The organism is Caulobacter sp. ALps2 (assembly GCF_058681635.1).
Map to the genome: position 1 here is coordinate 742,252 of NZ_CM178743.1, position 23,546 is coordinate 765,797.

The 23,546-nt window shown below is 68.1% G+C and carries 20 protein-coding genes and 1 tRNA gene; 6 read left to right on the forward strand and 15 right to left on the reverse strand.

Annotated features, from left to right (window positions below; all coding sequences use genetic code 11):
• Positions 1-71 precede the first annotated feature (71 nt).
• Together ACW173_RS03355 and ACW173_RS03360 are read right to left on the reverse strand one after the other, a co-directional pair.
• Positions 72-1,769: an alkaline phosphatase D family protein gene (locus tag ACW173_RS03355; RefSeq protein WP_492083474.1), complete on the reverse strand. Its 1,698-nt coding sequence runs from the start codon at positions 1,767-1,769 to the stop codon at positions 72-74.
• A 163-nt stretch (positions 1,770-1,932) separates the two neighbouring features.
• Positions 1,933-4,431, reverse strand: coding sequence for a TonB-dependent receptor (locus tag ACW173_RS03360; RefSeq protein WP_492083475.1), 2,499 nt, complete (start codon positions 4,429-4,431; stop codon positions 1,933-1,935).
• Positions 4,432-4,524: 93 nt separating this feature from the next.
• On the opposite strand from ACW173_RS03360, the gene ACW173_RS03365 reads away from it, so the two are divergent.
• The 5 genes from ACW173_RS03365 to ACW173_RS03385 all read left to right on the forward strand — a co-directional run bounded on the left by ACW173_RS03365 (position 4,525) and on the right by ACW173_RS03385 (position 7,983).
• Positions 4,525-5,550, forward strand: a complete 1,026-nt coding sequence (locus tag ACW173_RS03365; RefSeq protein ID WP_492085883.1) for an RluA family pseudouridine synthase — start codon at positions 4,525-4,527, stop codon at positions 5,548-5,550.
• A 111-nt stretch (positions 5,551-5,661) separates the two neighbouring features.
• Positions 5,662-6,351 carry a hypothetical protein gene (locus tag ACW173_RS03370; RefSeq protein ID WP_492083476.1) on the forward strand — a complete coding sequence of 230 codons (690 nt, stop codon included), beginning with the start codon at positions 5,662-5,664 and terminating at the stop codon, positions 6,349-6,351.
• Positions 6,352-6,442: 91 nt separating this feature from the next.
• A complete protein-coding gene (locus tag ACW173_RS03375; protein ID WP_492085885.1) occupies positions 6,443-7,288 on the forward strand; it encodes an MBL fold metallo-hydrolase in 846 nt (281 codons plus the stop codon).
• An 82-nt stretch (positions 7,289-7,370) separates the two neighbouring features.
• On the forward strand, positions 7,371-7,790 hold the full coding sequence (locus ACW173_RS03380) for a PaaI family thioesterase (protein WP_492083477.1): 420 nt from the start codon (positions 7,371-7,373) through the stop codon (positions 7,788-7,790).
• A gap of 103 nt (positions 7,791-7,893) precedes the next feature.
• Positions 7,894-7,983, forward strand: a tRNA-Ser gene (locus ACW173_RS03385).
• Positions 7,984-8,003: 20 nt separating this feature from the next.
• On the opposite strand, the gene ACW173_RS03390 is transcribed toward ACW173_RS03385, so the two are convergent.
• The 12 genes from ACW173_RS03390 to ACW173_RS03445 all read right to left on the reverse strand — a co-directional run bounded on the left by ACW173_RS03390 (position 8,004) and on the right by ACW173_RS03445 (position 18,970).
• A complete protein-coding gene (locus ACW173_RS03390) occupies positions 8,004-8,168 on the reverse strand; it encodes a hypothetical protein (RefSeq protein WP_492083478.1) in 165 nt (54 codons plus the stop codon).
• 249 nt (positions 8,169-8,417) lie between these two features.
• Positions 8,418-9,332, reverse strand: a complete 915-nt coding sequence (locus ACW173_RS03395) for an amidohydrolase family protein (protein ID WP_492083479.1) — start codon at positions 9,330-9,332, stop codon at positions 8,418-8,420.
• On the reverse strand, positions 9,332-10,117 hold the full coding sequence (locus ACW173_RS03400; RefSeq protein WP_492083480.1) for an HpcH/HpaI aldolase family protein: 786 nt from the start codon (positions 10,115-10,117) through the stop codon (positions 9,332-9,334). Before ACW173_RS03400 ends, ACW173_RS03395 begins: the two co-directional genes overlap by 1 nt.
• Positions 10,117-11,040: a cupin domain-containing protein gene (locus ACW173_RS03405; RefSeq protein ID WP_492083481.1), complete on the reverse strand. Its 924-nt coding sequence runs from the start codon at positions 11,038-11,040 to the stop codon at positions 10,117-10,119. Before ACW173_RS03405 ends, ACW173_RS03400 begins: the two co-directional genes overlap by 1 nt.
• A 27-nt stretch (positions 11,041-11,067) precedes the next feature.
• Complete coding sequence (locus ACW173_RS03410; protein WP_492083482.1) at positions 11,068-11,514, reverse strand: nuclear transport factor 2 family protein; 447 nt, start codon at positions 11,512-11,514, stop codon at positions 11,068-11,070.
• 23 nt (positions 11,515-11,537) lie between these two features.
• Positions 11,538-12,866, reverse strand: a complete 1,329-nt coding sequence (locus tag ACW173_RS03415; RefSeq protein ID WP_492083483.1) for an MFS transporter — start codon at positions 12,864-12,866, stop codon at positions 11,538-11,540.
• A 124-nt stretch (positions 12,867-12,990) separates the two neighbouring features.
• Positions 12,991-13,827 carry an amidohydrolase family protein gene (locus tag ACW173_RS03420; protein ID WP_492083484.1) on the reverse strand — a complete coding sequence of 279 codons (837 nt, stop codon included), beginning with the start codon at positions 13,825-13,827 and terminating at the stop codon, positions 12,991-12,993.
• A gap of 2 nt (positions 13,828-13,829) precedes the next feature.
• The gene (locus ACW173_RS03425; protein WP_492083485.1) at positions 13,830-14,567 is read right to left on the reverse strand and encodes an SDR family oxidoreductase; all 738 of its coding nucleotides are present in this window, start codon (positions 14,565-14,567) and stop codon (positions 13,830-13,832) included.
• A 24-nt stretch (positions 14,568-14,591) separates the two neighbouring features.
• Positions 14,592-15,527 (reverse strand): 3,5-dioxohexanoate:acetyl-CoA acetone transferase, encoded by a 936-nt coding sequence (kce, locus tag ACW173_RS03430; RefSeq protein ID WP_492083486.1) that lies wholly within the window; start codon positions 15,525-15,527, stop codon positions 14,592-14,594.
• Between the two features lie 20 nt (positions 15,528-15,547).
• Entirely contained in the window at positions 15,548-17,044 is a 1,497-nt protein-coding gene (locus ACW173_RS03435; RefSeq protein ID WP_492083487.1) for an NAD-dependent succinate-semialdehyde dehydrogenase, read from the reverse strand.
• A complete protein-coding gene (locus ACW173_RS03440; RefSeq protein WP_492083488.1) occupies positions 17,044-18,036 on the reverse strand; it encodes an AraC-like ligand-binding domain-containing protein in 993 nt (330 codons plus the stop codon). The genes ACW173_RS03435 and ACW173_RS03440 overlap by 1 nt, the downstream gene beginning before the upstream one ends.
• Before the next feature lie 202 nt (positions 18,037-18,238).
• Complete coding sequence (locus tag ACW173_RS03445) at positions 18,239-18,970, reverse strand: GntR family transcriptional regulator (RefSeq protein WP_492083489.1); 732 nt, start codon at positions 18,968-18,970, stop codon at positions 18,239-18,241.
• 283 nt (positions 18,971-19,253) lie between these two features.
• Here ACW173_RS03445 and ACW173_RS03450 point away from each other — a divergent pair, with 283 nt between their 5' ends.
• On the forward strand, positions 19,254-20,384 hold the full coding sequence (locus ACW173_RS03450; RefSeq protein WP_492085887.1) for an iron-containing alcohol dehydrogenase: 1,131 nt from the start codon (positions 19,254-19,256) through the stop codon (positions 20,382-20,384).
• Positions 20,385-20,566: 182 nt separating this feature from the next.
• Here the strand turns inward: ACW173_RS03450 and ACW173_RS03455 are convergent, their stop codons facing one another.
• Positions 20,567-23,524 carry a TonB-dependent receptor domain-containing protein gene (locus ACW173_RS03455; RefSeq protein ID WP_492083490.1) on the reverse strand — a complete coding sequence of 986 codons (2,958 nt, stop codon included), beginning with the start codon at positions 23,522-23,524 and terminating at the stop codon, positions 20,567-20,569.
• Between the last annotated feature and the right edge of the window lie 22 nt (positions 23,525-23,546).

Genomic DNA, 23,546 nt, shown 5'->3' on the forward strand with positions numbered 1-23,546 from the left:
ATCGCCGGCCTAGGCCGAGCTGCCCCCTCCGACCCTCTGGGCCACCTCCCCCAGAGGGGGAGGAGAAACAGTCAGCCCTCCTTCAGCGCCTCGACCCCGCCGCCGCTCGACGGCGTCACGACGAAGCGCTTCAGCACGCTGGTCTCGTACTTGGTGTCCACGATCGTCGACACCGCGATCAGCTCGCCGGTCGCCTTGCCATGTTCCAGGGTCAGCAGCAGGTAACCCTTGGCGCTGGGATGGGCGTATTTCACTTCCTTGTTGCGCTGGGCGAACGCCTCGCCCAGCGGCACGCCGGGCAGGATGTCGCCATAGCCCGGCGAGGTCACGGACGTGGCGCCGAACTCGGCCGCCACGCGCTTGTCGCCAGCGTCGTTCCACAGCTCGTTGACCCAGAACATGTGGCTGTCGCCTGCCAGCACGATCGGCCGGGCCTTGGCGGCGGTCAGGATGTCGTAGACCCGCTGACGATCGGCCGGATAGCCGTCCCAGGCGTCCAGGTTCGAGGGAATGTCATAGGCCGACATCGCCACCGACTGGGCCACGCGTTTGGCGGCGTATTCCGGCAGCTTGGCCAGCAGCCCGGCGAACCGCGCATCGCCCATGGTCGCCTTCAGGTTCGGCGGGGCGACGCGCGCCATGACCACCTGGTTGCCCAGCACCTGCCAAGCCGTCCCGGCCTTTGTCGAGGCGCCGACCTGACCGGCCAGCCACTGCTCCTGCTTCTCGCCCATCATCCGGTGGGCGGGATCCTTCCACTTGGCGGTGAAGGCGGCGAGGTCGGGCTTGCCGTCGACGATCGGCATGTCGACGTCATAGTCCAGCTCCTGGGTCCGCGCGGTCAGGCGGGTCTCGACCATCAGCAGACTGGCGACGTCGCCAAACTGGAAGTCACGCCAAGCGGCTTCGGGAAGCGTAGCGTGCGCGTCGCGGATCGGCATCCATTCGTAATAGGCCTTCAGCGCCGCGGCCTTGCGGGTCGCCCAGTCTCCTTCGGTTTTAGGATCGTGGTTCTCCGCCCCGCCGATCCAGCTGTCATTGGCGGTCTCGTGGTCGTCCCAGACCACGATCCACGGCGCGCGGGCGTGAGCGGCCTGCAGGGCGGGGTCGGTCTTGTACTGGGCGTGGCGGGCGCGATAGTCGGCCAGGGTGACGATCTCGTGCGCCGGTTCGGGCGCGCGAGTCTTGGCCGTCGGCGCGTTCATGCCGTAGTCCTTGGGACCACCGCCGTACTCGTAGATGTAGTCGCCCAGGTGCACCACCGCGTCGACACGATCCAGCTTGGCGATGGCGTCGTAGGCGTTGAAGTAGCCGTTCGGATAGAGGCTGCACGAAGCCACCGCCAGGACGACGTCCTTGGTCTTGCCGGCCGGCAGAGTCCGCGTGCGGCCGATCGGCGACGTGACCCCGTTGGCCTTGAAGCGGTACCAGTACTCCGTCCCCGGCTTCAGCCCCTGACCGTCCAGGTCGTGCTTGACCGTCCAGTCGCGGCTGGCCCGGGCGCGCAGGCCCCGGCTGGAGGTGACCAGGGTCTTGAAGTCCGGATCGGCGGCGATCTCAAGATCGACATCGATGTCGCCGGCCGGCTGCTGCTTGGGCGTCACCCGGGTCCAGAGGATCACATAGGTCAGGCCGGGATCGCCGCTGGCGACCCCATGCTCGAAGGCCACCGGACCCTTGTAGTAGCTTAAGGGCTGGGCCACGGCCTCGCCGGCGGCGGCGCCCGACAGGCCCAGCAGGCCCAGAACCTTACGACGGTCGATTTTCATGACGGCCTCTCCGGTAAGCGTACGAGAGAATGGAAAACTTACCGTCATCCCGCGACTTGTTCGCGGGACCCATTTGTCCACCGCACGTGCGGAGCAGAGTGAAACACCCACGCGGCGGCTGAACCATGGGTCCCGCGCATAAAGCGCGGGATGACGGTTTGGGTTAGCGGCGGAACGTCACGCCCACGCCCATGAAGCGGGGCTTGCCGGCGATGAAGGTCGGGATGCCGAAGCTGTCGCCGGTGTTGCCGGCGTCCTTCAAGTAACGTTCGTCGCCGAGGTTCTCGACGAAGGCCTCGACCTTCCAGCGGTCGTCGACGGCGCCGAAGCCCAGGCGGACGTTCAGCAGGCCGTAGGCGTTCTGGAATTCGTCGACCTTGGTGTCGGGGAACAGGCCCGCCGATTGCAGGTCCGAGCGGTCGTTGTCGTCGTCGAAGAACATCTTCGAACGCCAGGTGTAGGTCGGGGTGAAGGTCAGCTTGCCGCCCAGGGCCTCGCGGCTGAACGCGGCGCCGACCGAGAAGGTCTGGTCGGGCGACAGGCGGAAGTGGTTGCCCTCGCGCAAGCCGCTTTCGAGGCGGGCGTGGTTGTAGGCATAGGTGCCGAACAGGGTCCAGAACTCGCCGGCCTGGACGCGGGCCTCGCCCTCGAAGCCGTAGGCCTTGGCCTTGCCGGCGTTCAGGGTCACGACCTGCGCGCCCTGGCGGAAGCTGGTGGCGAAGTTGTCGTAGTCGTAGCGGAACACCGAACCCGACAGGAACAGGCGGCCGTCCATCAGCTTGCCCTTGGCGCCGGCCTCGTAGCTGTCGACCGTCTCGGAATCGACGACGTTGAAGCGGGCCGCGCCCAGCGGGGTGGCCGGAGCGCTGGCCGAGATCACGTCCGGACGACGGCCGCGGGCGAACGAGGCGTAGAAGCTCAGGTCTTCCGAGGCGGCGTAGCGACCGACCAGGCGCCAGGTGACGCCGCTGTCGTCGATCGCCCGGCGGAAAGTGTCGCCGTTGTTCGTCGTCGGCTGGGCGATCAGACCCACGGTCGGCAGCAGCGGGTTGTTCACCGCGTTCGGCTGCGCGGCCAGGAACAGGTTGGTCGGCGTCGGCGCCGCCAGCAGGATGCCCAGGATCGAGCGGCCGTTCTGCACCGTCGAGCGATAGGCCGCCTCGCGATCCTCGCTGGTGTAGCGCAGGCCGGCGGTGATCTCGAACTTGTCGGTCAGCTTGAACGTACCGTCGGCATAGACGTCATAGGCGGTGTTCTCGCCGTAGTTGGCGAATTCCTCGCGGTGCACCGGCTTCAGGTTCGAGACCAAGCCCGGCGCCAGGGTCGCGGGTATGCCGAAGCCCAGCTGCAGCACGGTGGCCAGATAGGCCGGGTTGGTCAGCACGGCCAGCGGCTGCGGGTTCGGGCGGCTGATGCCCAGCGGCGTATTGCCGGCCAGCAGGGCCAGCACCAGGCGCTCGTCGAACTGGCCCGGGATCCGCCACGAGCCGGTCTCGTGGAAATAGTTCGCGCCGACGAAGCCCGAGAAGCGGCCGCCGTTGTCGTAGCGCAGACGCAGCTCCTGGCTCTGCTGGCGCCCCTGGGCGTCCTCGGCGAAGGTCAGGATCGGCAGGCTCGTGCCGTCCGGATCGAACACCTCCACCGAGTGGAAGGCGCGCGTGGCGGTGATCGACGACAGGGTCAGGCTGTCGTTCAGGCGCCAGTCGACCAGGGCCGTCACGCCATAGACCTTGCGGTCCAGGCCCAGCGGCGCGCCGCCTTCGAAACCCGCGCCCGGCGACAGGGTCGCGGCCGAGCCGACATCGGTATTGCCCAGCACCGCGCCGGTGACCGGGTTGGTCGGGTTGAAGGTGTGGCTCTTGAACGAAGTGCCGCTGGTGTCGTCTTCCTGGTAGTTGCCGATCAGGTCGATCGTCAGCGGACCCGGCTCCAGGTGATAGGCCAGGCGCACGGCCTGGGTGTCGGTCGAGTTGTAGGCGTCGCCGCCGGCCGCGTCCTTGACGTAGCCATCGACCTGGCGCGTGCGAGCGGCGATGCGCAGGGCGCTGCCCTCACCGAACGCGAAATTGACCATGGCCTCGCCGACCGCGTAGCCGCCCGTGCCGCCCTCGGCCTTGGCGGCCCAGTCGAAGCTGGCCGGGTTGGCCTTGTTCTGCACCAGGTTCACCGCGCCGATCAGGGCGCCGCGGCCGAACAGGGTCGACTGCGGGCCCTTGGCGATTTCGACGCGCTCCATGTCGAACAGCTCGACATACGAGCCGCGCGAGCGCGAGATCGGCACGCCGTCCTGGTAGATCGACACGCGGGTCTCGTCGGTGGCCGAGCCGGAGTCCGAGGTGATGCCGCGCATCACGAAGCCCGAGTTGTTGTTCGACTGGTTCTGGACCAGGAAGCCCGGGGTGAAAGCCGACAGCTCGTCGAACGCCTTGACGCCGATGGCCTCCAGGAACTTGCCCGAATAGGCGGTGACCGCGATCGGCACCTCGACCGGATCCTGGGCGCGCTTCTGAGCGGTGACGACCAGCTCGCCCAGTTGGGTGTTCTGCTCGTTGTTGGCGGTCGGGTTGGCCGCCGGCGTCTCTTCAGCGGCGAAGGCCGGAGCAGCGGCGACCAGGGCCAGAAGGCTGGCGGTCAACAGCGTGGTGGTGCGGAACGTGCGCATGGACTATCCCCCGAGATACAAAATCGACCTCGGCCGTAGGCATGGCCCGTGTCGACGACGCGACGAGCGTATGACGGAGCGATGAAACCCCCGGTGAATGGCGCGGACGACACACTGGATGACGACGTCCTGGACGGGGATGCCTCGCCCGTGGGCGACGGACACAGCCTGACCGCCGACCTGCCCGACAGCCTGGCCGGCCAGCGGCTGGACAAGGTGCTGGCCCCGCTGTTCCCCGACATCTCCCGCGCCCGCCTGCAGGCCCTGATCGGCGAGGGCCGCCTGAGCCTCGACGGCCAGCCGGTGAACGACGCCTCGCGCAAGGCCAAGGCCGGGACCTACGTACTGGAGGTTCCGCCGCCCGCCCCGGCCGAGCCGGAGGCCCAGGCCATCCCGTTGACGATCCTCTACGAGGACGAACACCTGATCGTGGTCGACAAGGCGGCCGGCATGGCCGTTCACCCGGCCCCGGGCACGCCGGACGGCACCCTGGTCAACGCGCTTTTGCATCACTGTGGCGACAGCCTGTCGGGGATCGGCGGCGTGGCGCGGCCGGGCATTGTCCACCGCCTGGACAAGGACACCTCGGGCGTCATGGTCGCGGCCAAGAGCGACGTCGCGCACCAGGGCCTGTCGAAGCTGTTCTCGACCCACGATATCGACCGGCTGTACGTCGCCCTGACGCGCGGCGCGCCCTCGCCCGCCTCGGGCACGATCGACACCCAGATCGGCCGCTCGCCCGGCGACCGCAAGAAGATGGCCGTGCTGCGCGCTGGCGGCCGGCGGGCGATCACCCACTACCAGGTCGAGGCTTTCTTTGGACCGCTGGAGCGGCCGCTGGCCGCTCGCGTGGCTTGCCGGCTGGAGACCGGCCGCACCCACCAAATCCGCGTCCACATGGCCAGCAAGGGTTCTCCGTGCCTGGCCGACCCCGTCTATGGCGCCAGCCAGCCGGCCCAAGCGGTGCGTGAGATGATCGCGGCGGCGGGCCTCGGGCGCCAGGCGCTGCACGCGGCGGTGCTGGGTTTCGTCCACCCGGTCACGGGCCAGACCTTGCGTTTCGAGACACCCCCGCCCGCCGACATGGCGGCGCTGCAGGCCGACTTGGAAACCCTCTGATCACGGCCCATATCCTCGGGATGGGCCAAGCTTGCCACGTGGCAACAAAAGCGCCCTAATTGCGCTGGCATGGCGCTCTAGGGTGCCAGCCTCGTTATCGTGGAGCGTACCATGCGGCCCTATCTCGCGATCATCGCTTTCGCCGCTACGCTCGCTGGTCCCGCGCTGGCGGCGACGCCCGACGACGAAGTGATCGCCACGGCCCAGGCCAAGCCCAGCGCCGAAGCCCTGGCCGCCCAGGCGCCGCCGGCGCCGGTCGCGACCACCACCACGCCGCCGCTGACCACCCAGCAGCAGATCGACAATTTCATCTACGCTTCGCCCCCGATGGACGACGGCCGCCGCGGCCTGCTGCCCGCCGCCCTCTCGGATGACCGCGACGAGGACGGCAAGCGCAAGGTCCACGGCTCGATGGGCGTGTCGGTCGGCACCGGCGGCTATCGCAGCGTCTACGCCACGGGCCTGTTCCCGGTCGGCGAGAACACCACCGTCGGCATCGCCGTCTCCAAGACCGACTTTGGCAAGCACGGCGGCTACTACGCCGACCCGTACTATGGCGGCGGCTACTACGGTGGCGGCTATGGATCCGGATACGGCTACGGCCCCGGCTATGGCCGCGCGCGCGGCGGCTCGCGGCAGTCGGTCGCCCTGTCGGTCATGTCGGGCGGCCCAGGCCGTGGCGACTCCACTCCGGACGGCTGCGCTCCCGGCTTCCGCGACGGCGGCCGTTATGTCGAGCCGCTATGGGTCGAAGGCCTGCGCGACGGGGCCCATCCGTGTTCGGCCGCCGGTATCCGCTAGTCGGTCGCGAATTCGTCGAAAGCGGCGCCGCTGTTCGCGGATGTTTAACGGCTTGGCCGTCATGTTGCCGGCCTTGGGCGCCCGAGGCTTTTTGATGCAGCCGGAAATCACCACATATCGCCATCCCGCGACGGGGACGGTGACCTATCTGATCGTCGATCCGGCCACCTTCCTCTGCGCCATCGTCGACCCCGTGCTGGACTTCGATCCGGTGACGGAAGCCGTCGACACCAGCTTCGTCGACCAGATCATCGCCGACATCCGCGCCAAGGACCTGGGTCCTACCTGGATCCTCGAGACCGGGCTGCACGCCAACCACGTCTCCGCCGCCGGCCACCTGAAATACGAGACCGGCGCCTCGGTCTGCATCGGCGCCGGCGTCGTCGACAGCCTCAAGCGCCTGGCCCCCAAGTTCGGCGAGACCATGGTCGACCTCGACGGCTGGGACTTCGACAAGCTGGCCCAGGACGGCGAGTCCTTCCCGATGGGCGGGGTCGAGTTCACCCCGATCGCCCTGACCGGCCGCCTGCCCGGCGCCGTGGCCTATCGTATGGGCGACGTGCTGTTCACCGGCGACCTGATGCTGTCGCCCGGCGAAGGCGCGGGCCGCTGCGACATTCCCGGCGCCGACCCCGGCAAGGCCTGGGACGACGCCCGCAAGTTCCTCAGCCTGCCGCCGCGGACCCGCGTGCTGCCGGGCGTCTGCGTGGGCGAGACCTGCGAGTCGACCATCGCCGAGGAAAGGACCGCCAACATCCAGCTGAACGACAAGATCGACCGGCTGGACTTCATCGCCCTGCGCACCGCCGCCGACGCCTTCCTGCCCGACCCGGTGCTGGCGCCCGCCGCCCTGCGCGTGGCCATCCGCTCGGGCAAGCTGCCGTCCGAGCCCGAGAGCGGCCCGCGCTTCCCGCTGGTGGACCTCAACAAGCTTTAATATCCGTTTTCTTTGGGAACGCACTTGGCGCCGCCGCGCCCGCCCCATAAGCTTCGCGTGCGAAACTTAGTGGAGATGACGCGTGGCCGAGGATTTCAGCGAAGCCCTGACCGCCGGCCAGGCCGGCTCCCTGCCCGACCTGCTGGGTCTGCGATGGCTGGAGGCCAGGCCGGGCCTGGTGAAGGGCCGCTTCGACGTCGACAAGCGGCACATGGCCCCCAATGGCTTCCTGCACGCCGCCAGCGTCATCGCCCTGGCCGACTCGGCCAGCGGCTATGGCTGCATGATCTCCCTGCCCGAGGGCGGGTCCAGCTTCACCACCATCGAGCTGAAGTCGAACTTCCTGGGCACCGCCCGCGAAGGCGGCGTGGCGGTCGAGGCCAAGCTGGTCCATGGCGGCCGCAACACCCAGGTCTGGGACGCCGTGGTGACCAACGAAACCACCGGCAAGACCATCGCCCTTTTCCGCTGCACCCAGATGATTCTGCGACCAAAAGGCTGATCCGAAAAAAGCGCGACGGAAGGGCTTGCGTCCCGGCGGCGACGCCGTTAGACATCGCGCCCTCGACCTCGGGAGGCCCAAAAGCCTCCTGGACCGGCGGCCTGGAGAGGTGGCAGAGTGGTCGAATGTACCGCACTCGAAATGCGGCGTGCCTGGAAGGGCACCGTGGGTTCGAATCCCACCCTCTCCGCCAGCCAACCCCGTCCAGCACCATCAAGAGACGTCCGCCGAAAGCCGGGCGGTCAGGATCAGGAATCCCGCCAGGAAGCGGTTGGCGGTCGCGATCTTCGACCGCGCCGACAGGAGGAACACGACCAGCAGCAGGCAGACGCAGGTCGAGACTAGGCCCAGGCCGTTGACCATCGTCTCGCGTGTCATGCCAAACCGTAATCCCGCCCCGCCGTCACCTCCAATCTTCACCAACGCGCCGCCACCGCAAAGGGTCAAACGTCGGCACGAGCTCGGCTCGGCCCGGTAGCCGTCAAGTGCGCAGCTCGCCATGCGGCACAAGTCGGGAAGTATTTCGCGGCCGGGCAGCGCCACTAGCCGACATTGCCTGTCTTCCGGCAACTAGACATCCGCGGCTGTTAGCTACCATTCCAATTCGGGAGCTTCGACGATAGAATTCTAAAGGCTGTAAAGGCGGAGCGCATTGCCGTGCAGGACATTGCGACGCTCTTCCGGGCTCAAGAAATCGGTCGCCTCAAAGGCCATCCGCGTCTTCTCGGCATAGGTCCAGCGCATGCTTTGGCCGATATCCGACCCCCACATCAGGCGGTCGGGTCCGAAGCTGTCGACCATGCGTCGGACGATCCGCGCGGCGCGCACGTCCGCGGCGACGCAACGCTCGAAATTGATCTCGGTGAACTTGAAATGGACGTTTGGGACCTCCTCGAAGATCCTGATCGTGCGGTCAATGCCGAAGTCCGGGGCCGGCGGCATGACCACCGTCTCGCCCGCCTCCTCCGCCAGCTTGACCTCGTACTGGGTCATACCGAACGGCATGGCGCCGTGGTCCAGCAGGATCGGCAGGTCCGGGAACCGCCGGGCGATGATCTTCACCAGGGGCAGCAGGTACGGCAGCTGATTCATGAACATGATCATGGTCATCGGCGTGCCGAGATCGGCGCAGGCCTTCCAGACCTCCATGGCCGCTGGCGAGCTCATCCAGGCCGTGTCCAGCAGCCAGGGCCGGGCGTTGGCCATCCGGAAGCCACGGCAGTGGTGATCACGGACCATCTCGCGATAGAGCGCCGGGGTCTGGGGGTCCTGAGTGTCCAAGATGACGACGGGGTGCAGCCGCCCGGGATGCTCGTGCGCGGCGTCCAGGATATAGCTGTTGTCGTAGCCGTAGACGTGGCCGCGCTGGACGAGGCAGGCGCGCTCGACCTGGTGCGCGTCCATCATGCCGATCAGGGCGTCGACCGTGACGCTGTAGCTCGGGCGATCGGGGACCGGCAGGTCAGGCGTGAACGGCCGGGCCGGATAGCGCGTCCAGTCGTCGGCGATCAGATGGGCGTGGGTGTCAAAAAGCTTGTCCATCAGGCCTGACCGTCGAAAGCCTCGCGCGCGGCCAAGGCGCCCTGGCGCAGCAGGCCTTGGTCGGACGAAATCAGGAAGCCGGTCACCCCCGCCTCCCCTAGCCGGGCCACGTCGGGATCGGCGCCCGAGCCGACGTGGGCGATCAGCGGGACGTTGTGTCTGCGCGCGGCCTTGGTGATCCGCGCCACCACCTCGGCGATTATCGGATCGCTGACGGTCGGCGCGCCGAGCCGCGCCGACAGGTCGCCGCGTCCGATGAAGGCCGCCGTCAGGCCCTCGACCGTGAAGATCTCGTCCAGTTGCTCGATCGCCTCGGGGTCCTCGATCATGGCGATGATCGACGTTGAGGCATCGGCGTTGGCCATGTGGTCGGAAAAGCCCCTCGCCCCGAACTCCCCCGCCCGCGGCGAGTTGGAAAAGCCTCGCGCGCCGCCGTGATAGCGGCAGGCCGAGACGATCTCGCGCAGCTTGGCGGCGCTGGTCACATGCGGCGTGAGCACCCCCGCCGCGCCACAGTCCAACGCCTGCAGCAGGTGGTGCTCGTCGCTGGACGCCACGCGAACCACGCTGGGGATACCGGCCGCGCGGGCGGCCAGCATCATCAGGTCGATGTCGCTCGTCGAAAACGGCGCGTGCTCGGCGTCGACCACCACGAAGTCGAAGCCCGCGCCGCCCAGGATCTCGGTGGCGTGGCCGGTGGCGGTCTTCAGGAACGTGCCGAGCAACCGTTCACGGCCCTCGAGACGCTGGCGGAACCGACGCTGGATCTCACTGTGAGGGTGCATCAGGCTTCCGTCGGCGCGGGGTAATCTTCGGCGTTCAGCACCCATCCGGCCATGTCGGAGAAATCCTTGCGCGGCGGCGAGAAGATGTCGACCAGCAGATTGCCCATGCCTGGCGCGACCGAGGCCGAGGTGTGGATCGCCCTGGCCGGGATCACCGCGATCGATGGCGCCGGACACGTCACGTGCTCGTCATCGCGCCAGTCCGACAGCTTGGCGGTCCACGGCCAGCGCAGGTGATGGACGAAGCTGCCGCCCAGGGCCAGCGACCCCTGCTCGAAGTCGTCATGGAAGTGAGGCGACAGCTTGTTAGGATCACGCGGCGCGGCCGGCTCGAACACGTTGATCATGAACGTCGTGCAGCGCCAGATGCGGCCGAAACGCCCCTCCTTGGCGGGGACGTTCAGCGAATACTCGCGAACCTTGAAGCCGCCCGGCGGATCGGGCCAGCGGACCAGCGGCGGGATGTGCGGCGCGCCGTTCGCGTAGGTCTCGACGTTCGAGCAGAGGGCCACGAGGTCCTCCGAGGCCGTGGTGAACAACCGCACGATCTCGCCGCCTTCGGGCAGCTCGATGCGGCTGTCGCCCGGTGGGATGAAGGCGATGTGCTCGCCCGTCATCTCGACCGTCTCGCCGCCGGCCTTGATCAGCGCCCGGGGCTCCGGGGACTCGATCAGCAGCACGTACTCGTCGACCTGGTCCTTGCGCTCGAGCATCGCGCCTGGCTTGGCCAGGGTGTAGGCGACGATGAAGTTGGCCCCGCGCGTCAGCCAGGTGCGGCCGGTATCGTCGTCGATCTGCGGCGGGTTTTCGCCAAACAGGGCATAGGACGAGGCGCCGAAGCCGTCGGTGTTGGTCGGCGGGGCGGCGGCCGTAGCGGTCGCCAGTTTCGAGCGGGGATCCGCGTCGGCGTACATGGTGGACATCGGTCGACCTCTCTTCTGGGGCGCTGATCAGAGCTTGGGGTTGGTGATGGGCGTGTCGCCCTCGAACCAGTGCTCGAACCGGCGATAGGTGCAGAGCCAGCGGTCGCCGACGCGCTGGTACTTGTCCGTGGCCATCGAGATCGAGATGGGCGGCTCGCTCCGCAGGGTCTTCTCGCCGTTGGCGGCGTACAGGAAGAGGTAGCAACTGCTCTCGGCCGTATCCTCGCCGGTGAACCAGGCGCGGAAGTTGGTGAAGCTGTGGACGGCCAGGCGCGGCCCTTGGGCGATGCGCCAGTCGTAGAAGGCCTGAATCTTGTCCTTGCCCTCGTACGACGCTTTCTGGCCGTGGAATACAGCGTCGTCGGTGTAATAGCCGTGGGCCTGGCGGCCGCCGTTGGTGTCGATTTCGTGCCAGTAGTCGGCCAGCTGCTGTTGCAGCTCAAAGGTCAGTTCGGCAAGCTTGGGATCGTACATCTATCGGGTCCTTAAGAAAGGTCTCAGCCGACCGTATTGGGCGCGGGGACGGCGTCTTGCTCGACAGGGCGCTGTTGCTTGCCCGCCGCCTCGGCGGCGGGGTCGTCATCCAGGCTGTGCAGTTCGCGCCCGACCGTTTCGGGCAGCAGCAGGGTGGTCAGGAACGAGCCGGTCATGGCGAGGATCGCCAGCACGGCCATGGCCACGCTCAGCGGCAGGGTCTTGGCCAGGATGGCCACCCCGGTGATCAGCAGCGCGCTGCCGCCGCGGCCCAGGTTGTAGGCGAAGGCCTGGCCCGTCGCGCGCACCTCGGTGGGGAAGAGCTCGGTGAAGTACGGGCCGAACGAGGCGTAGATGCCGAATTGGAAGAAGCCGTAGACGAAGCCGGCCGGGATCAGGAAGGCGGCGGCGTCGCCCACCGGGGCGAACAGGTAGATCGCCGCCGACAGGATGAAGCCGACGCCGAACAGGCGGAACGCACCGCGGCGTCCGATCCGGTCGGAGATATAAGCGTTGACCAGGAAGCCGAAGAATCCGCCGGCGCTGTTGATCATCACGCACGTCCCGGCCAGGGAGACGCTCATGTGGCGCTCCAAGGTCAGGAAGCTGGTCAGGTAGGCGCTGATGGCGAAGGCCGCCCCTTGCGTGCCCAGCGACAACAGCGAAGCCAGGACGGTGGTGCGCAGGACGCGCTTGCCGAAGATGTCGGCGATCATCGGCTTGCGGCCGGTCTCGGCGGCGCGCCGCTGGGCGGCGCGGTAGATTTCGGGATCGTCCGAGCCCCGACGTACGAAGAACACCAGCAGCGCCGGCAAGAGGCCGATCCAGAACACCGCGCGCCAGCCGATGTCGGCTGGGAACATGGCGGCGAACGGGCCGGCCAGCAGCGCGGCGATCCCCGAGCCGATCGCCGCGCCACTATGCACGACGCCCAGCGCCTTGCCCCGATGCTTGGGCGCGATCATCTCGCCCAGCAGCACAGCGCCGACCGCCCACTCGGCCCCGAAGCCGATCCCCTGCAGGATCCGCGCGGCGAACAGCTGCTCGTAGTTCTGGGCGAAGCCCGAGACGAACGAGAAGAACGAGAACCACAGGATGGTCAGCTGCAGGATGCGGGCCCGGCCGAACCGGTCGCTGAGCCAGCCGCCCAGCCAGCCGCCCAAGGCGGCGGCGATGTAGTTGGCCGAGGCGATGTAGCTGGCTTCGGCCAGGGTCATGCCGAAGGCGGCGACCAGCACTGGGATCATGTACTGGAAGACCAGGCCGTCGGCGCTGTCCATCGCCCAGCCGGCGCCGCACGTCCAGAAGACGCGACGGGTCTTGCGGTCCGCCTCGCGGTACCAGGCCATCATGGGCGTTCCATCCTCTGCTCCGCGCGGGAGGTCCCGCGTCTCTTGTTGGTCAGGACCGTATCCGATCCAGCGTATCGCGCGAGCGTCCGGGAACTTGTCTTGACGGGCGCCGAAATTTGCCGCCTCAGGCGAAGTAGAACCGCAGCGCCGTGTCCGAGAGCGCCCGCCGTGTCGCCGGGTCGGGCGCCCAGGCCTGAAGCTGGGCGAGGGCGCGGTCGTAGGTCATGCAGCCCTCGTAGCCAACGAATGGCGCGTCGCTGCCCCACAGCAGGCGCTCGGGCCCGACGCGGCTCATCAGCTCGGCGGCGGCGGCCTGCGCGATGGCCTCGGCGCGCGGCAGGTCCGGCTCGCGCCAGGCGTCCGGTCCGCCTAGGCGGAAACCGGCGGCCAGCTTGATCCAGGCCTTGCCGCGCTGCACGGCGTCGATCGCCGACTGGAAGCCCGGACAGGCGACGCCCTTGTCAGGCTCGGGATGGGCGAAGTGGTCCAGGACGAGCTTGACGCCGGAGGCTTCCAGCGCCGCCAGGGTTGGCTGCATCCGCTCGCCCTCGATCGCGAGATGGACGTGCCAGTCCAGATCGCGCACGCGACGCAACAGCAGGCGGTAGGCCTCGTCGGTGAAGTCGGGCGGCGCGGCCTTGCGGACCAATTGGAAGCGGATGCCGACCACACCGTCGTCGCGCATCTGACGCAAGACGTAGGGATCGGCGCCGGGCTCCACGATCGCGGTCGCGCGCAGGCGCGGACTCAGCTTGGCCGCGGCGATCGTGTACGCGTTGTAGGTCCCCGAGATGCTCAGGCCCGACAGGACGCCGAAATGGACGCCGTGGTGGTCCAGCGCGGCCAGATAGTCCTGAGGCGTGTAGTCATAGGCCGGCGCGTTCCAGGCGTCGGCGATCAGCGGCAGATCCCGCGTGAAGACGTGCGCGTGGCAGTCGACGATGGGCGCCTCGACGGTCACGGTCAGCGCGCGCCCGCGACTTCGATGTTGGCGGCGGCGACGTACGACGCCGCCTCCGACACCAGGAACATCACGGCGGCGGCCACTTCCTCGGGCGTGCCTTCACGCTTCATCGGCAGGGAGTCGCGGATCGCCTCCAGGCGGCCCGGCGCGTGGATCTCAGTGGCGATCGGGCCTGGCGAGACGCAGTTGACCCGGATCCCCTCGCCCGCCACCTCGCGAGCCAGGCCCAGATTGAGGCTGTCGACCCCGCCCTTCGAGGCGGCGTACCACAGGTGCTGGTTCGGCGAGCCCAGGGTCGCGGCGCGTGACGAGAGCAGGACGATCGCGCCGCCCTGCCCGCCCAGCCGTGTCGACATCCGCTTCACAGCCTCGCGGCAGCTGATCAGAGCGCCGGTGAGATTGACCGCGATGACGTGCTCCAGGGTCTGGTCGGTCTGGTCGGCCAGCAGGCCCACGCCGCCGGTGATGCCGCCGTTGTAGACCAGGGTCGAGAGCCGGCCATGCTGATCCGCCGCCTCGAACATCCGGGCCACGTCGGCCGGGACACCGGTGTCGGCCCGCACGGCGTCGGCCTGGCCGCCCGCCGCGCGGATGGTCTCGACCACGCCCCGCGCCCGGTCGGCTTGGCCGACATAGGTCAGCAGCACGAAATAACCTTCCGCCGCCGCCGAGCGGGCGATGGCCTCGCCGATCCCGCGGCTGCCGCCGGTCACCAGGAAGACGCCCTTGTCCGTCATGATCGTGTTCCTTCCAGTGTCGTTCTAGAAGCCGACCGCGTCGCCGCCCTTGAGGTCCAGCATCTGGCGGGCCTCGTCGGGTTTGGCGACATCCAGGCCCAGGGCCTCGATGATCGTGCGGATCTTGGTCACCTGCTCGGCGTTGGACGTCGCCAGCTCGCCGCGGCCGATATAGAGGCTGTCTTCCAGCCCCACCCTGACGTTACCGCCCAGGAGCGCGCTCTGGGTGCAGAACGGCATTTGGTGACGGCCGGCGGCGAAGGCGGAGAACACGTAGTCGTCGCCGAACAGGCTGTCGGCGACCGTGACCATGTGGGCCAAATTGCGCACGTCCGGTCCGATGCCGCCCAGGATTCCGAACACGCCCTGGATCAGGAACGGCGGCTTGATCAGCCCGCGCTCGGCGAAGTGCGCCAGTGTGTAGAGATGGCCGATATCGTAGCACTCGAACTCAAAGCGCGTGCCGAGGCCCTGGCCGATCTCGCGCATGATGCGCTCGATATAGGCGTTGTCGTTGTACATGATCCTGCCGCGCGAGGTTTCGACGTACTCGCGCTCCCACTCATGCCGCCAATGCTCGACGCGTGCGCCGGCGCCGCTGAAGTCGAAGATCAGCGGGCCCATGTTCAGCGAGCAGACCTCGGGTTTGAAGGCGAAGGCCGCCTCCAGGCGCGCATCAAGGGTCATGGTCGAACTGCCGCCGGTCGAGATATTGATCACCGCGTCGGTGGCTTGCTTGATGCGCGGCAGGAAGGCCCCGAAGTGCTCGGCCGAGGGGCTGGGGCGACCGTCGACAGGATCGCGCGCGTGCAGATGCAGGATCGAAGCGCCGGCCGCCGCCGCCTCGATGGCCGCGTTGGCGATCTGGTCTGGGGTGATCGGCAGATGCGGCGACATCGACGGCGTATGGATCGAGCCGGTCGGCGCGCAGGTGATGATGATCTTCTTGTTCTGACGCATCGTCGACACTCCCCCTGGCCTTAAAGGCCAGCCTGGCACAGATATTTGTAGTTCAGATACTCCGAGAGGCCGTGGTGCGAGCCCTCGCGGCCAATCCCCGACGACTTCACCCCGCCGAACGGCGCGGCGGCCGTCGAGATCAGGCCGGTGTTGATCCCGACCATGCCGGTCTCCAGGTCGCGTCCAGCCCGGGCGATGGTCTCTGGCCGGGTCGAGCAGACATAGGCGGCCAGACCGAAGGGTGTGTCGTTGGCCCGGGCGATGGCCTGATCATAGGTCTTGAACGGGATCACTCCGGCGAGAGGGCCGAAGGTCTCCTCGCGGGTCAGCAGGGCGTCGCTGGCCACGTCGGCGACCAGGGTCGGCGGCGAGAGCAGGCCCGACTCGGCCTTGCCGCCCGTGACGCGGCGGGCGCCGCCGGCCACCGCCTCGTCGAGATGTCGCTCGACCTTCTCGACCGCGCGGGCGCTGATCAGCGGCCCGATGTCGGTGGCCGGGTCGAGGCCGTCACCGACCCTCAACGCCTCGATCCGGGCCTGGAAGGCCGAGAGGAAGGCGTCGTAGACGCCGCGCTGGACATAGATCCGGTTGGCGGCGATGCAGCTCTGGCCGCCATTGCGGAACTTGGCGACCATGGCCGTCTCGACGGCCGCGTCGAGGTCGGCGTCGTCGAAGACCAGCAGCGGCGCGTTGCCGCCCAACTCCAGCGACAGGCGCTTGATGGTCGGGGCCGAGGCCGCCATCAGCCTGGCCCCAACGGGCGTGGAGCCGGTGAAGGTGATCTTGCGCACCACGCTCGAGCTGGTGACGATGTCGCCGAACAGCGCCGGGGCGCTGACCAGCACGCTGAGGACGCCCGGCGGGATCCCGGCCTCCTCGGCCAGGGCCGCCAGGGCCAGGGCGGTCAGCGGGGTCTCGCTGGCCGGCTTGCAGACTATCGTGCAGCCCGCCGCGAGGGCTGGCGCGATCTTGCGCGTCAGCATGGCCATAGGAAAGTTCCACGGCGTGATCGCCGCGCACACCCCGACCGGTTCGCGCTCGGCCATCAGCCGGCGGCCAGGAGCGTTGGGCGCAAGGATTTCGCCCAGGACGCCGGCCGCCATATCGGCATAGACCTCGATGAAGCTGGCGCCATAGGCGACCTCCGCCCGGGCCTCCTTCAGGGGCTTGCCGTTTTCCAACGTGATCAAGCGGGCCAGGTCTTCCTTGTCGCGCTCGATCAGTTCCAGCCAGCGACGCAGCAGCAGACCGCGGTCGCGGTTCAGGGTCCGCGACCAGGTCGCGAACGCGGTCTCCGCCGCCACGATGGCGGCTCGGATTTCCCGCTCGCCGACGCAGGCCACTTCGGCCAGGGTCTCGCCCGAGAACGGATCGGTCACCGCGACCATCTCGCCGCTCTCCGCGCTCCGCCATGCGCCCGCGTAATAGGCCCGCGAGCGGAGCAGCTCCGGTCGCGCAAGAGAGGCCCGGTGGACTTCCATCGTAGTCAAGCTCAACCCCATGTCTGTACGTTGCATCAGGCCGCGCGACGCGTCCGCGCGCCGAAGGCGCCGCCCTCTTCCTCCAGCTTCAGCCGACGGTACTCGCGCGGCGGGAGACCGAAGCGGTCGCGGAAGGTGCGGGTGAAGTGCGGAGCGCTGTTGAAGCCCCAACCGAAGGCGATCTCGGTCATCGAATGGCCGCGCCAAGCCGGGTCGGCGATCTGACGGGCGCATTGCTCCAGCCTTCGGCGCAGGATGTAGGCCGACACCGTCTCGTTCTCGCTGGCGAAGATCATCCGAAGATAGCGCGTCGAAAGCTTCGTGCCCGCCGCCACCCCGCATGGCGTCAGCTCTGGATCGCGCAGATGCTGCTCGATATAGAGTTTCACCGCCGCGCAGCGGCCGCTGACCACCGATGAGCGGGCGTTGGAGGTGTCGAAGGCCAGGGCGTAGGCCGTGGCGACGATGTCCAGCAATTGGCGCGCGACCCGGTCTTGGTAGTGCAGCGACAGACCCGCCTCCAGGCGACCGAACAGGTTCAGCGCCATGGCGGCCGCGGCGGCGGTCAATCCCTCGTCGGCGCGCAAGGCTCGGCCGCAAAACCCTTCGGGCGAAGGCAGATAGTCCCGCAGGGTCGAGGCCGCGACCTTCAGGATCAGGGTCTCGACATCGCCCGAGAAGCGGATTTTCAGCGGTGCGCCGCTGTCGCAGAGGACAAAGTCGCCCTCGGCCAGGGTCGTGGTGTTGCCATAGTGGCTGACCTCGGCCTCGCCGCGCACCTGCAGCATCAGCAGGTAGGTCGAAGCGCCTTTGTGGGCGATCTGCGCGGCGCCGCGCTCGACGGTGGTGCGACCGCAGGTGAGCCGCGCGATGTGCAGCGGCCCCAGGTCGCTGCCGGCCAGCTCGGCCATGAAGGCGTCGGGCCTGGCCGGCTTGAATTCCATGGCCTCGATCTGGCTGGCGAACAGGCCCGCCCAGCCGCCGGGCGCGGCGCGCCCTGTCAGATCGTTGGTGTTGAAGACGTTCATTCAGCGCCTCCCCTAGCCGGGAGTGTGCCCTCCCTGACCCCTTTCCTATATCATATAGGAAATATGAGAAGCGGCATTTTCGACGCTTTCGTATTGCGGCGCTTTTTGTGCCGCTACAGGCATGTGCGAACGCGCCGCGCGAGCCGCGGGGCCCGTCGACGAAAAGCACTAGTCGATTGTAATTCTTCCTTTTGTTCGGGACCTATTCGTCCGCGAACGGCACCACCCGGGCATAGGAGCGCTGAATGTGCTCGCGCATCGCCTTTTCGGCCGCGTCGGGATCGCGTGCGGTCAGGGCCGCGATCAGGTCCGCGTGCTCGTTGACCGCTTCGGTCGTCACCTCGCTGTGGAAGCGCAGGCGGAAGATGTGCAGGTGCGAGTGCAGGCGCGACAGGGTGTCGCGGATGATCGGATTGCCGCTGCCGGTCGCGATCAGGTCGTGCAGCTCAGAATCCTGGTCGGCGAACTTGTCGTAGGACTGGCGCGACTCGCCCGGCGTCATGGCGTCGGCCAGGGCGACCAGGTCGGCCATCGCATGGTCGTCCATCTGCTCGGCCGCGCGACGGGCGGCGAAGGGTTCGATCAGCAGGCGCACCTCGTAGAGCTGGTCCAGCTCGCGGCGGTTCAGCTGCGGCGCGCTGCAATAGCCGACGAAGTGGCGCTTGGTGACCAGGCCGATGGCTTCCAGCATGCTGAGCGCTTCGCGGATGGGTGTCTGGGAGACGTCCAGACGCCGCGCCAGGCTGTCGATCGAAATCCGTGTGTCCGGCGGGATGGCCAAGGACATGATATCGGCCCGGATGACCTCGAAGACCTCCTCGACGAAGCCAGGCGCGCGCCGGATGCGCCGCCGGCCAGCCTCGGCCCGATCGAGCACCTCGCCTTCGGGCGCCAGGGTGTCGTCACCGTGCCGGACAGAAGATCGGCGAGCCACGCGGGCCTCCTCGAGAGATCACGACGTTGAGTATCATGCCTGGAACGTCCTCGCGAGAGAACAGCCGCTCCCCGTAAACCGCTTCTGGCGCCAGGCCTTGCCCTCAACGGCGCCAATCTTTCCGCGCGGCGACACCGGTGGTTTTTCAAGGCGTTGGCCCGGCCCGGTGCAAGTCGGGCTGCCTCTATGAGCAAGTCCCGGCCCCTGGCCGGTCCTACTCCTTTTCCAAACGGACAACAGGAAAGCTTGCGTGATGGGGTCGGGGAAACAGAGGCTCGTGAGCATGGTCAATGTGGGCGCGCTCACGTTCGGCCCCGGAGCCTTGGCGAAATGCGCGGCGGATCTTGTGAGCCGCGGCGCGCGATCGGTGTTCATCGTCACCACCCAGCCGACCCTGTTCCTGTGCCGGCCGTTGGTCGAGGCGCTGGAGGCCGAAGGCGTCTGCGCCACGCTCTGGCGCGATCTGGCCGGCGAGCCGACCCTCAAGGAATTCGATGCGGCCCTGGCCGCCGCCCGCGCCTGCGCGGCCGACGCCGTCGTCGGCCTGGGCGGCGGCAGCGCCATGGACGTGGCCAAGTTGGTCGCGGCCCTGTTCGACGGCCGCCAGGGCATCATGGACGTGCTCGGAACTGACCTGGTCGCAGGTCGGCCGCTGTGGCTGGCCTGCGTGCCGACGACCGCCGGCACCGGCAGCGAGGTCACGCCGATCGCCATCCTGGGCGACGAGGACGAGGACCTGAAGAAGGGCGTTGTCAGCCCCCACCTGGTGCCCGATGCGGCCTATTTGGATCCGGCCCTGACCGTGACCATGCCGCCCTCGGTGACAGCCGCGACGGGCCTTGACGCCCTCACCCACTGCATCGAGGCCTACGCCAATCGCTTCGCCCACCCGATGATCGACGTCTATGCCCTGGGCGGCATTCGTCTGATCGCCCAGAACCTGGAGCGCGCCTGTAAGAACGGCGAGGACCTGGACGCCCGATCGGCGATGATGATCGCCGGCTATTACGGCGGCCTGTGCCTGGGTCCGGTCAACACCGCGGCGGTGCACGCCCTGGCCTATCCGCTGGGCGGCGAATTCCACATCGCCCACGGCGTGGCCAACGCCTTGCTGCTGCCGCATGTCCTGCGCCTGAACATCGAGGCTTCTCCCGCGCGCTACGCGGCGATCGCCGAGGCGTTGGGCGTCGCATCCTCCGGCGATCCGATGGCCGACGCCCTGGCCGGCGTCGAGCGCGTCATCGCCCTGGCCGACGCCTGCGGGATCAAGCGCCGGCTGTCGGACTTCGGGATCGCGCGCGACGCCATCCCGCGCATGGCCACCGCGGCCATGAAGGTCACCCGCCTGTTGGATCGCAACCCCCGGGTCCTCACCGAAGCGGACGTCCGGACCATCTACGAAGCGGCCTGGTAGCCTCGCCAGACCCTATTTCCCCACTCCAGCGCCCGCCCTTGCCGGCGGGCGCTTTTTTGTCGCCCGCGTCCGCCGCGCACAAAGAAACCCCGATGCGGTAGGGCCGCATCGGGGTTGGAAGAGAAGAACAGCGCCGCCCCGGGGAGGAAGGAGAGTAGCGCCGTCTTCGAGCGGGCCAGCGCCTACCAGGCGGCCCGGACGCCGATACGGAACGCGCGGCCGACCGTGTCGTACTGCAGCGGGTTGCCGAACAGGCGCAGCTCGGGTGGCTGGGCCTCGTCGAGCACGTTGGTGATCCCGCCGTAGAGCTCGGTCTTGCTGCTGCCGAACAGCGACGGCAGCTGGGCCGAACCCGAGAGGTCCAGATAGAACCGCGAGCTGACCCGGTTGGTGGTGACGCTGGTGGCCAAGTTGACGTTGTAGCCCGCGTCCTCGGGCCCGACCTTGGTCGGGTCCAGGATGCTCTTGGGGATGTAGCGCAGGTGCGCGGCCAGGCCCCAACCCGGACGGCTGTAGGCGACCACGCCGTCCACCTTGTACTTCGGCACGCCGGCGATGCCGGCCAGCGAACCAGCGTTGCCCGTGACGCCGTTCATCCGGGTGACCAGGCCCGTGCCGCCGATCGACTTCAGATCCTTCACATAGTTGGCGTTGAGCTGGAAGGTCATGATCCCGCCCACGACGTCCGGGATCGTGTAGTCGGACTGGAACTCGTAGCCCTCGGCGTGCAGTTCGGCGACGTTCTGGAAGTTGGACAGCACCGACGTCACCGGGCTGGCCTTGGCCGCGCCGCTGAAGGTGATCAAGTTGCAGAGCAGGTTCTTGCTGGCGCACGCCGACAGGATGTTCGGGGCCGAGACCGAGTCGATCGCGTTGCGCACCGTGATGTCGTACCAGTCCACCGAGGCGTGGAAGCCCGACAGAAACTCAGGCTTGAGCACGACGCCAGCCGTGGTGGTCTTGGCCCGTTCCAGCTGCAGGTTGGGATTGCCGCCGGCCAGGGCGCCGATCAGGTGGTTGGTCCCGCTGAACGGGTCGTTGAGCGGCAGGAAGGTCTGTACCGTGTTGGGATTGGACTCCGCCGCGGACGGCGCCCGGATGTCGGCCGAGCGGGTGACGCGCACCAGGATCTGGTCGCTGGGCTGATACTCGACGCCGACCTTCCAGGGCTTGGCGTTGCCGAAACGGCTGTAGTGGGTGGCGCGGCCGGTCAGGTCGACTGACAGACTCTTGGCCAGCGGCAGGTCGGCCAGCAGCGGGATGTTGGCCTCGACATAGCCTTCGGTGACCTTGCTCAGCACCGCCGGCAGGGCCGTGACCTGCGGCGCGGCGAACTGTCCGGTCTTGGTCAGCGTGTCGACGTCGCCCGACACCTCGTCGCGACGGAACTCGCCGCCGAACGCGACCTGGACGGGGCCGGCCGGCAGGCTGAACAGCGAACCGCGCACGTTCAGCATGACGTCATGCTGGGTGATCTTGCGGGTCATCCATTCGTCTTTGAAGTACTTGGCCTTGGCGTCGGGGCTGAGGTTCGCGCCGAACAGGTCGACCGGCAGGCAGCCGTCGGCGGGGTTGGCCACGGACGAGGCGCAGATTACCGGCGCGCCCCAAGGCGTGCGGTAGATCGTGCCGGTATAGCCGGCCGGCGGCGTGATGGCGTTGGTCGCCTGGGTGTCGAACGAGGCCAGGCGCGTGTTCTTGACGACCGTCTCACTGTCGGTCTGGCCGTATTCGTACGATGCGTCCCAGCGCCAGTCCTTGAAGAGCTCACCCTTCACGCCGGCGACGAAGCGATAGATGTCGTTGGTGCTGGACGCCACCACCGTGTCGCCGCCCTGGGCCACGGCGGTGTTGACGTTGATCGCCGTGATGTTCGGATTGGCCGCCAGGATCTGGGCCCGCACCGTCGGCGAGATGAACGGGTTGTTGATATCGATGCCATTGGCGCCGCCGGCCGGAGCCTGCAGCAGCACCGAGGTGCGCACCGGGCCACCCTTGGTCTGGCTGTAGATGAACTCGCCGAACGCCTGGACCTTGGGGGTCAGGTCGTAGTCGACATGGACCATCCCCGAGGCGTGCGAGGTCGGCGCGACCAGCGGCGGGTTGCCCCAGCCCCAGTTGTTGCTGGCGGCCGCGTCGCCGCCCTGCATGAATGTGCCGCTGAGGTAGTTGCCGAACTGGAACGGCACGAGGGCGTCGCCGGCGGTGTTGAACTGCAGGCCGCGCAGGGCGGCAGGAAGGGCGGTGGCGCCGGTGTTGTTGACCTGCTGGCCCAGGGTCGTCTTGACCCCGCCCACGGTCTGGACGGCGCTCAGCAGCACCCCGGTCGGGGCGTAGACAAAGTAGACGTTGTCCAGCACCAGGGTGGCGGGCAGGCCGTTGGTGCTGACGCCCCCGATATAGCCCGGGTTGGGCACGAAGTTGGTCAGCTTGGCGCACCAGTCGCGGGTGAAGCAGTTGCCGACGCCCTCGTCCTTCCGGTACTCGAAGCCGCCGATGATGTGGCCGCGGTCGCTGGCGAAGCCTTTGCCGCCCGCCGCCGAGAAGAAGTAGTTCTCGCCATCGCCGTGCTCGCTGCGGCCGATGCTGGCGTCGGCCTTGAAGCCGTTGAACTTGGTGTCGAGGATCAGGTTGACCACGCCGGCCACGGCGTCGGCCCCGTAGGCGGCCGAGGCGCCGCCGGTGACCACTTCCGAGCGCTTGACCAGGGCGTTGGGCACGCTGTTGAGGTCCACGCCGCCGGAGTCGAGGCTGGGCACGAAGCGACGGCCGTCGACCAGCACCAGGGTGCGGCTTGTCCCCAGGCCGCGCAGGTCGGGCGTATTGCCGCCGATCGCCCCATTAACGCGGAACAGGATCGTCGAGGACGAGGCCGTGGCGCGGAATGACGGAATCTGGTTCAGCGCCGTGGCGACGTCCGGGATCGCCAGCTGCTGCATGCGCTCGGCGCCGACCACGTTGACCGGGGTTGGAGAATTATAGGTCGTGCGCACCCGCGACCCGGTGACGACCACCTCCTCGACCGAAACGGCTTCCGGGGCCTGGGCCGCGTCACTGGACGTCGTGGTCTGGGCCGAAACAGCCCCGGCCGCCAGCAAGGCGAACAGAGATGTGGAAACGAAACTCGTGATCCTAGGCAACTTCCCCTCCCTTTTTATGTGT

What these genes read in the sequence shown, in the direction of transcription:
- ACW173_RS03355 (WP_492083474.1), bottom strand. Translation starts at nt 1,769, where the DNA reads ATGAAAATCGACCGTCGTAAGGTTCTGGGCCTGCTGGGCCTGTCGGGC.
- ACW173_RS03360 (WP_492083475.1), bottom strand. Translation starts at nt 4,431, where the DNA reads ATGCGCACGTTCCGCACCACCACGCTGTTGACCGCCAGCCTTCTGGCC.
- ACW173_RS03370 (WP_492083476.1), top strand. Translation starts at nt 5,662, where the DNA reads ATGCGGCCCTATCTCGCGATCATCGCTTTCGCCGCTACGCTCGCTGGT.
- ACW173_RS03390 (WP_492083478.1), bottom strand. Translation starts at nt 8,168, where the DNA reads ATGACACGCGAGACGATGGTCAACGGCCTGGGCCTAGTCTCGACCTGC.
- ACW173_RS03395 (WP_492083479.1), bottom strand. Translation starts at nt 9,332, where the DNA reads ATGGACAAGCTTTTTGACACCCACGCCCATCTGATCGCCGACGACTGG.
- ACW173_RS03400 (WP_492083480.1), bottom strand. Translation starts at nt 10,117, where the DNA reads ATGCACCCTCACAGTGAGATCCAGCGTCGGTTCCGCCAGCGTCTCGAG.
- ACW173_RS03405 (WP_492083481.1), bottom strand. Translation starts at nt 11,040, where the DNA reads ATGTCCACCATGTACGCCGACGCGGATCCCCGCTCGAAACTGGCGACC.
- ACW173_RS03410 (WP_492083482.1), bottom strand. Translation starts at nt 11,514, where the DNA reads ATGTACGATCCCAAGCTTGCCGAACTGACCTTTGAGCTGCAACAGCAG.
- ACW173_RS03415 (WP_492083483.1), bottom strand. Translation starts at nt 12,866, where the DNA reads ATGATGGCCTGGTACCGCGAGGCGGACCGCAAGACCCGTCGCGTCTTC.
- ACW173_RS03425 (WP_492083485.1), bottom strand. Translation starts at nt 14,567, where the DNA reads ATGACGGACAAGGGCGTCTTCCTGGTGACCGGCGGCAGCCGCGGGATC.
- kce (WP_492083486.1), bottom strand. Translation starts at nt 15,527, where the DNA reads ATGCGTCAGAACAAGAAGATCATCATCACCTGCGCGCCGACCGGCTCG.
- ACW173_RS03435 (WP_492083487.1), bottom strand. Translation starts at nt 17,044, where the DNA reads ATGCAACGTACAGACATGGGGTTGAGCTTGACTACGATGGAAGTCCAC.
- ACW173_RS03440 (WP_492083488.1), bottom strand. Translation starts at nt 18,036, where the DNA reads ATGAACGTCTTCAACACCAACGATCTGACAGGGCGCGCCGCGCCCGGC.
- ACW173_RS03450 (WP_492085887.1), top strand. Translation starts at nt 19,254, where the DNA reads ATGGTCAATGTGGGCGCGCTCACGTTCGGCCCCGGAGCCTTGGCGAAA.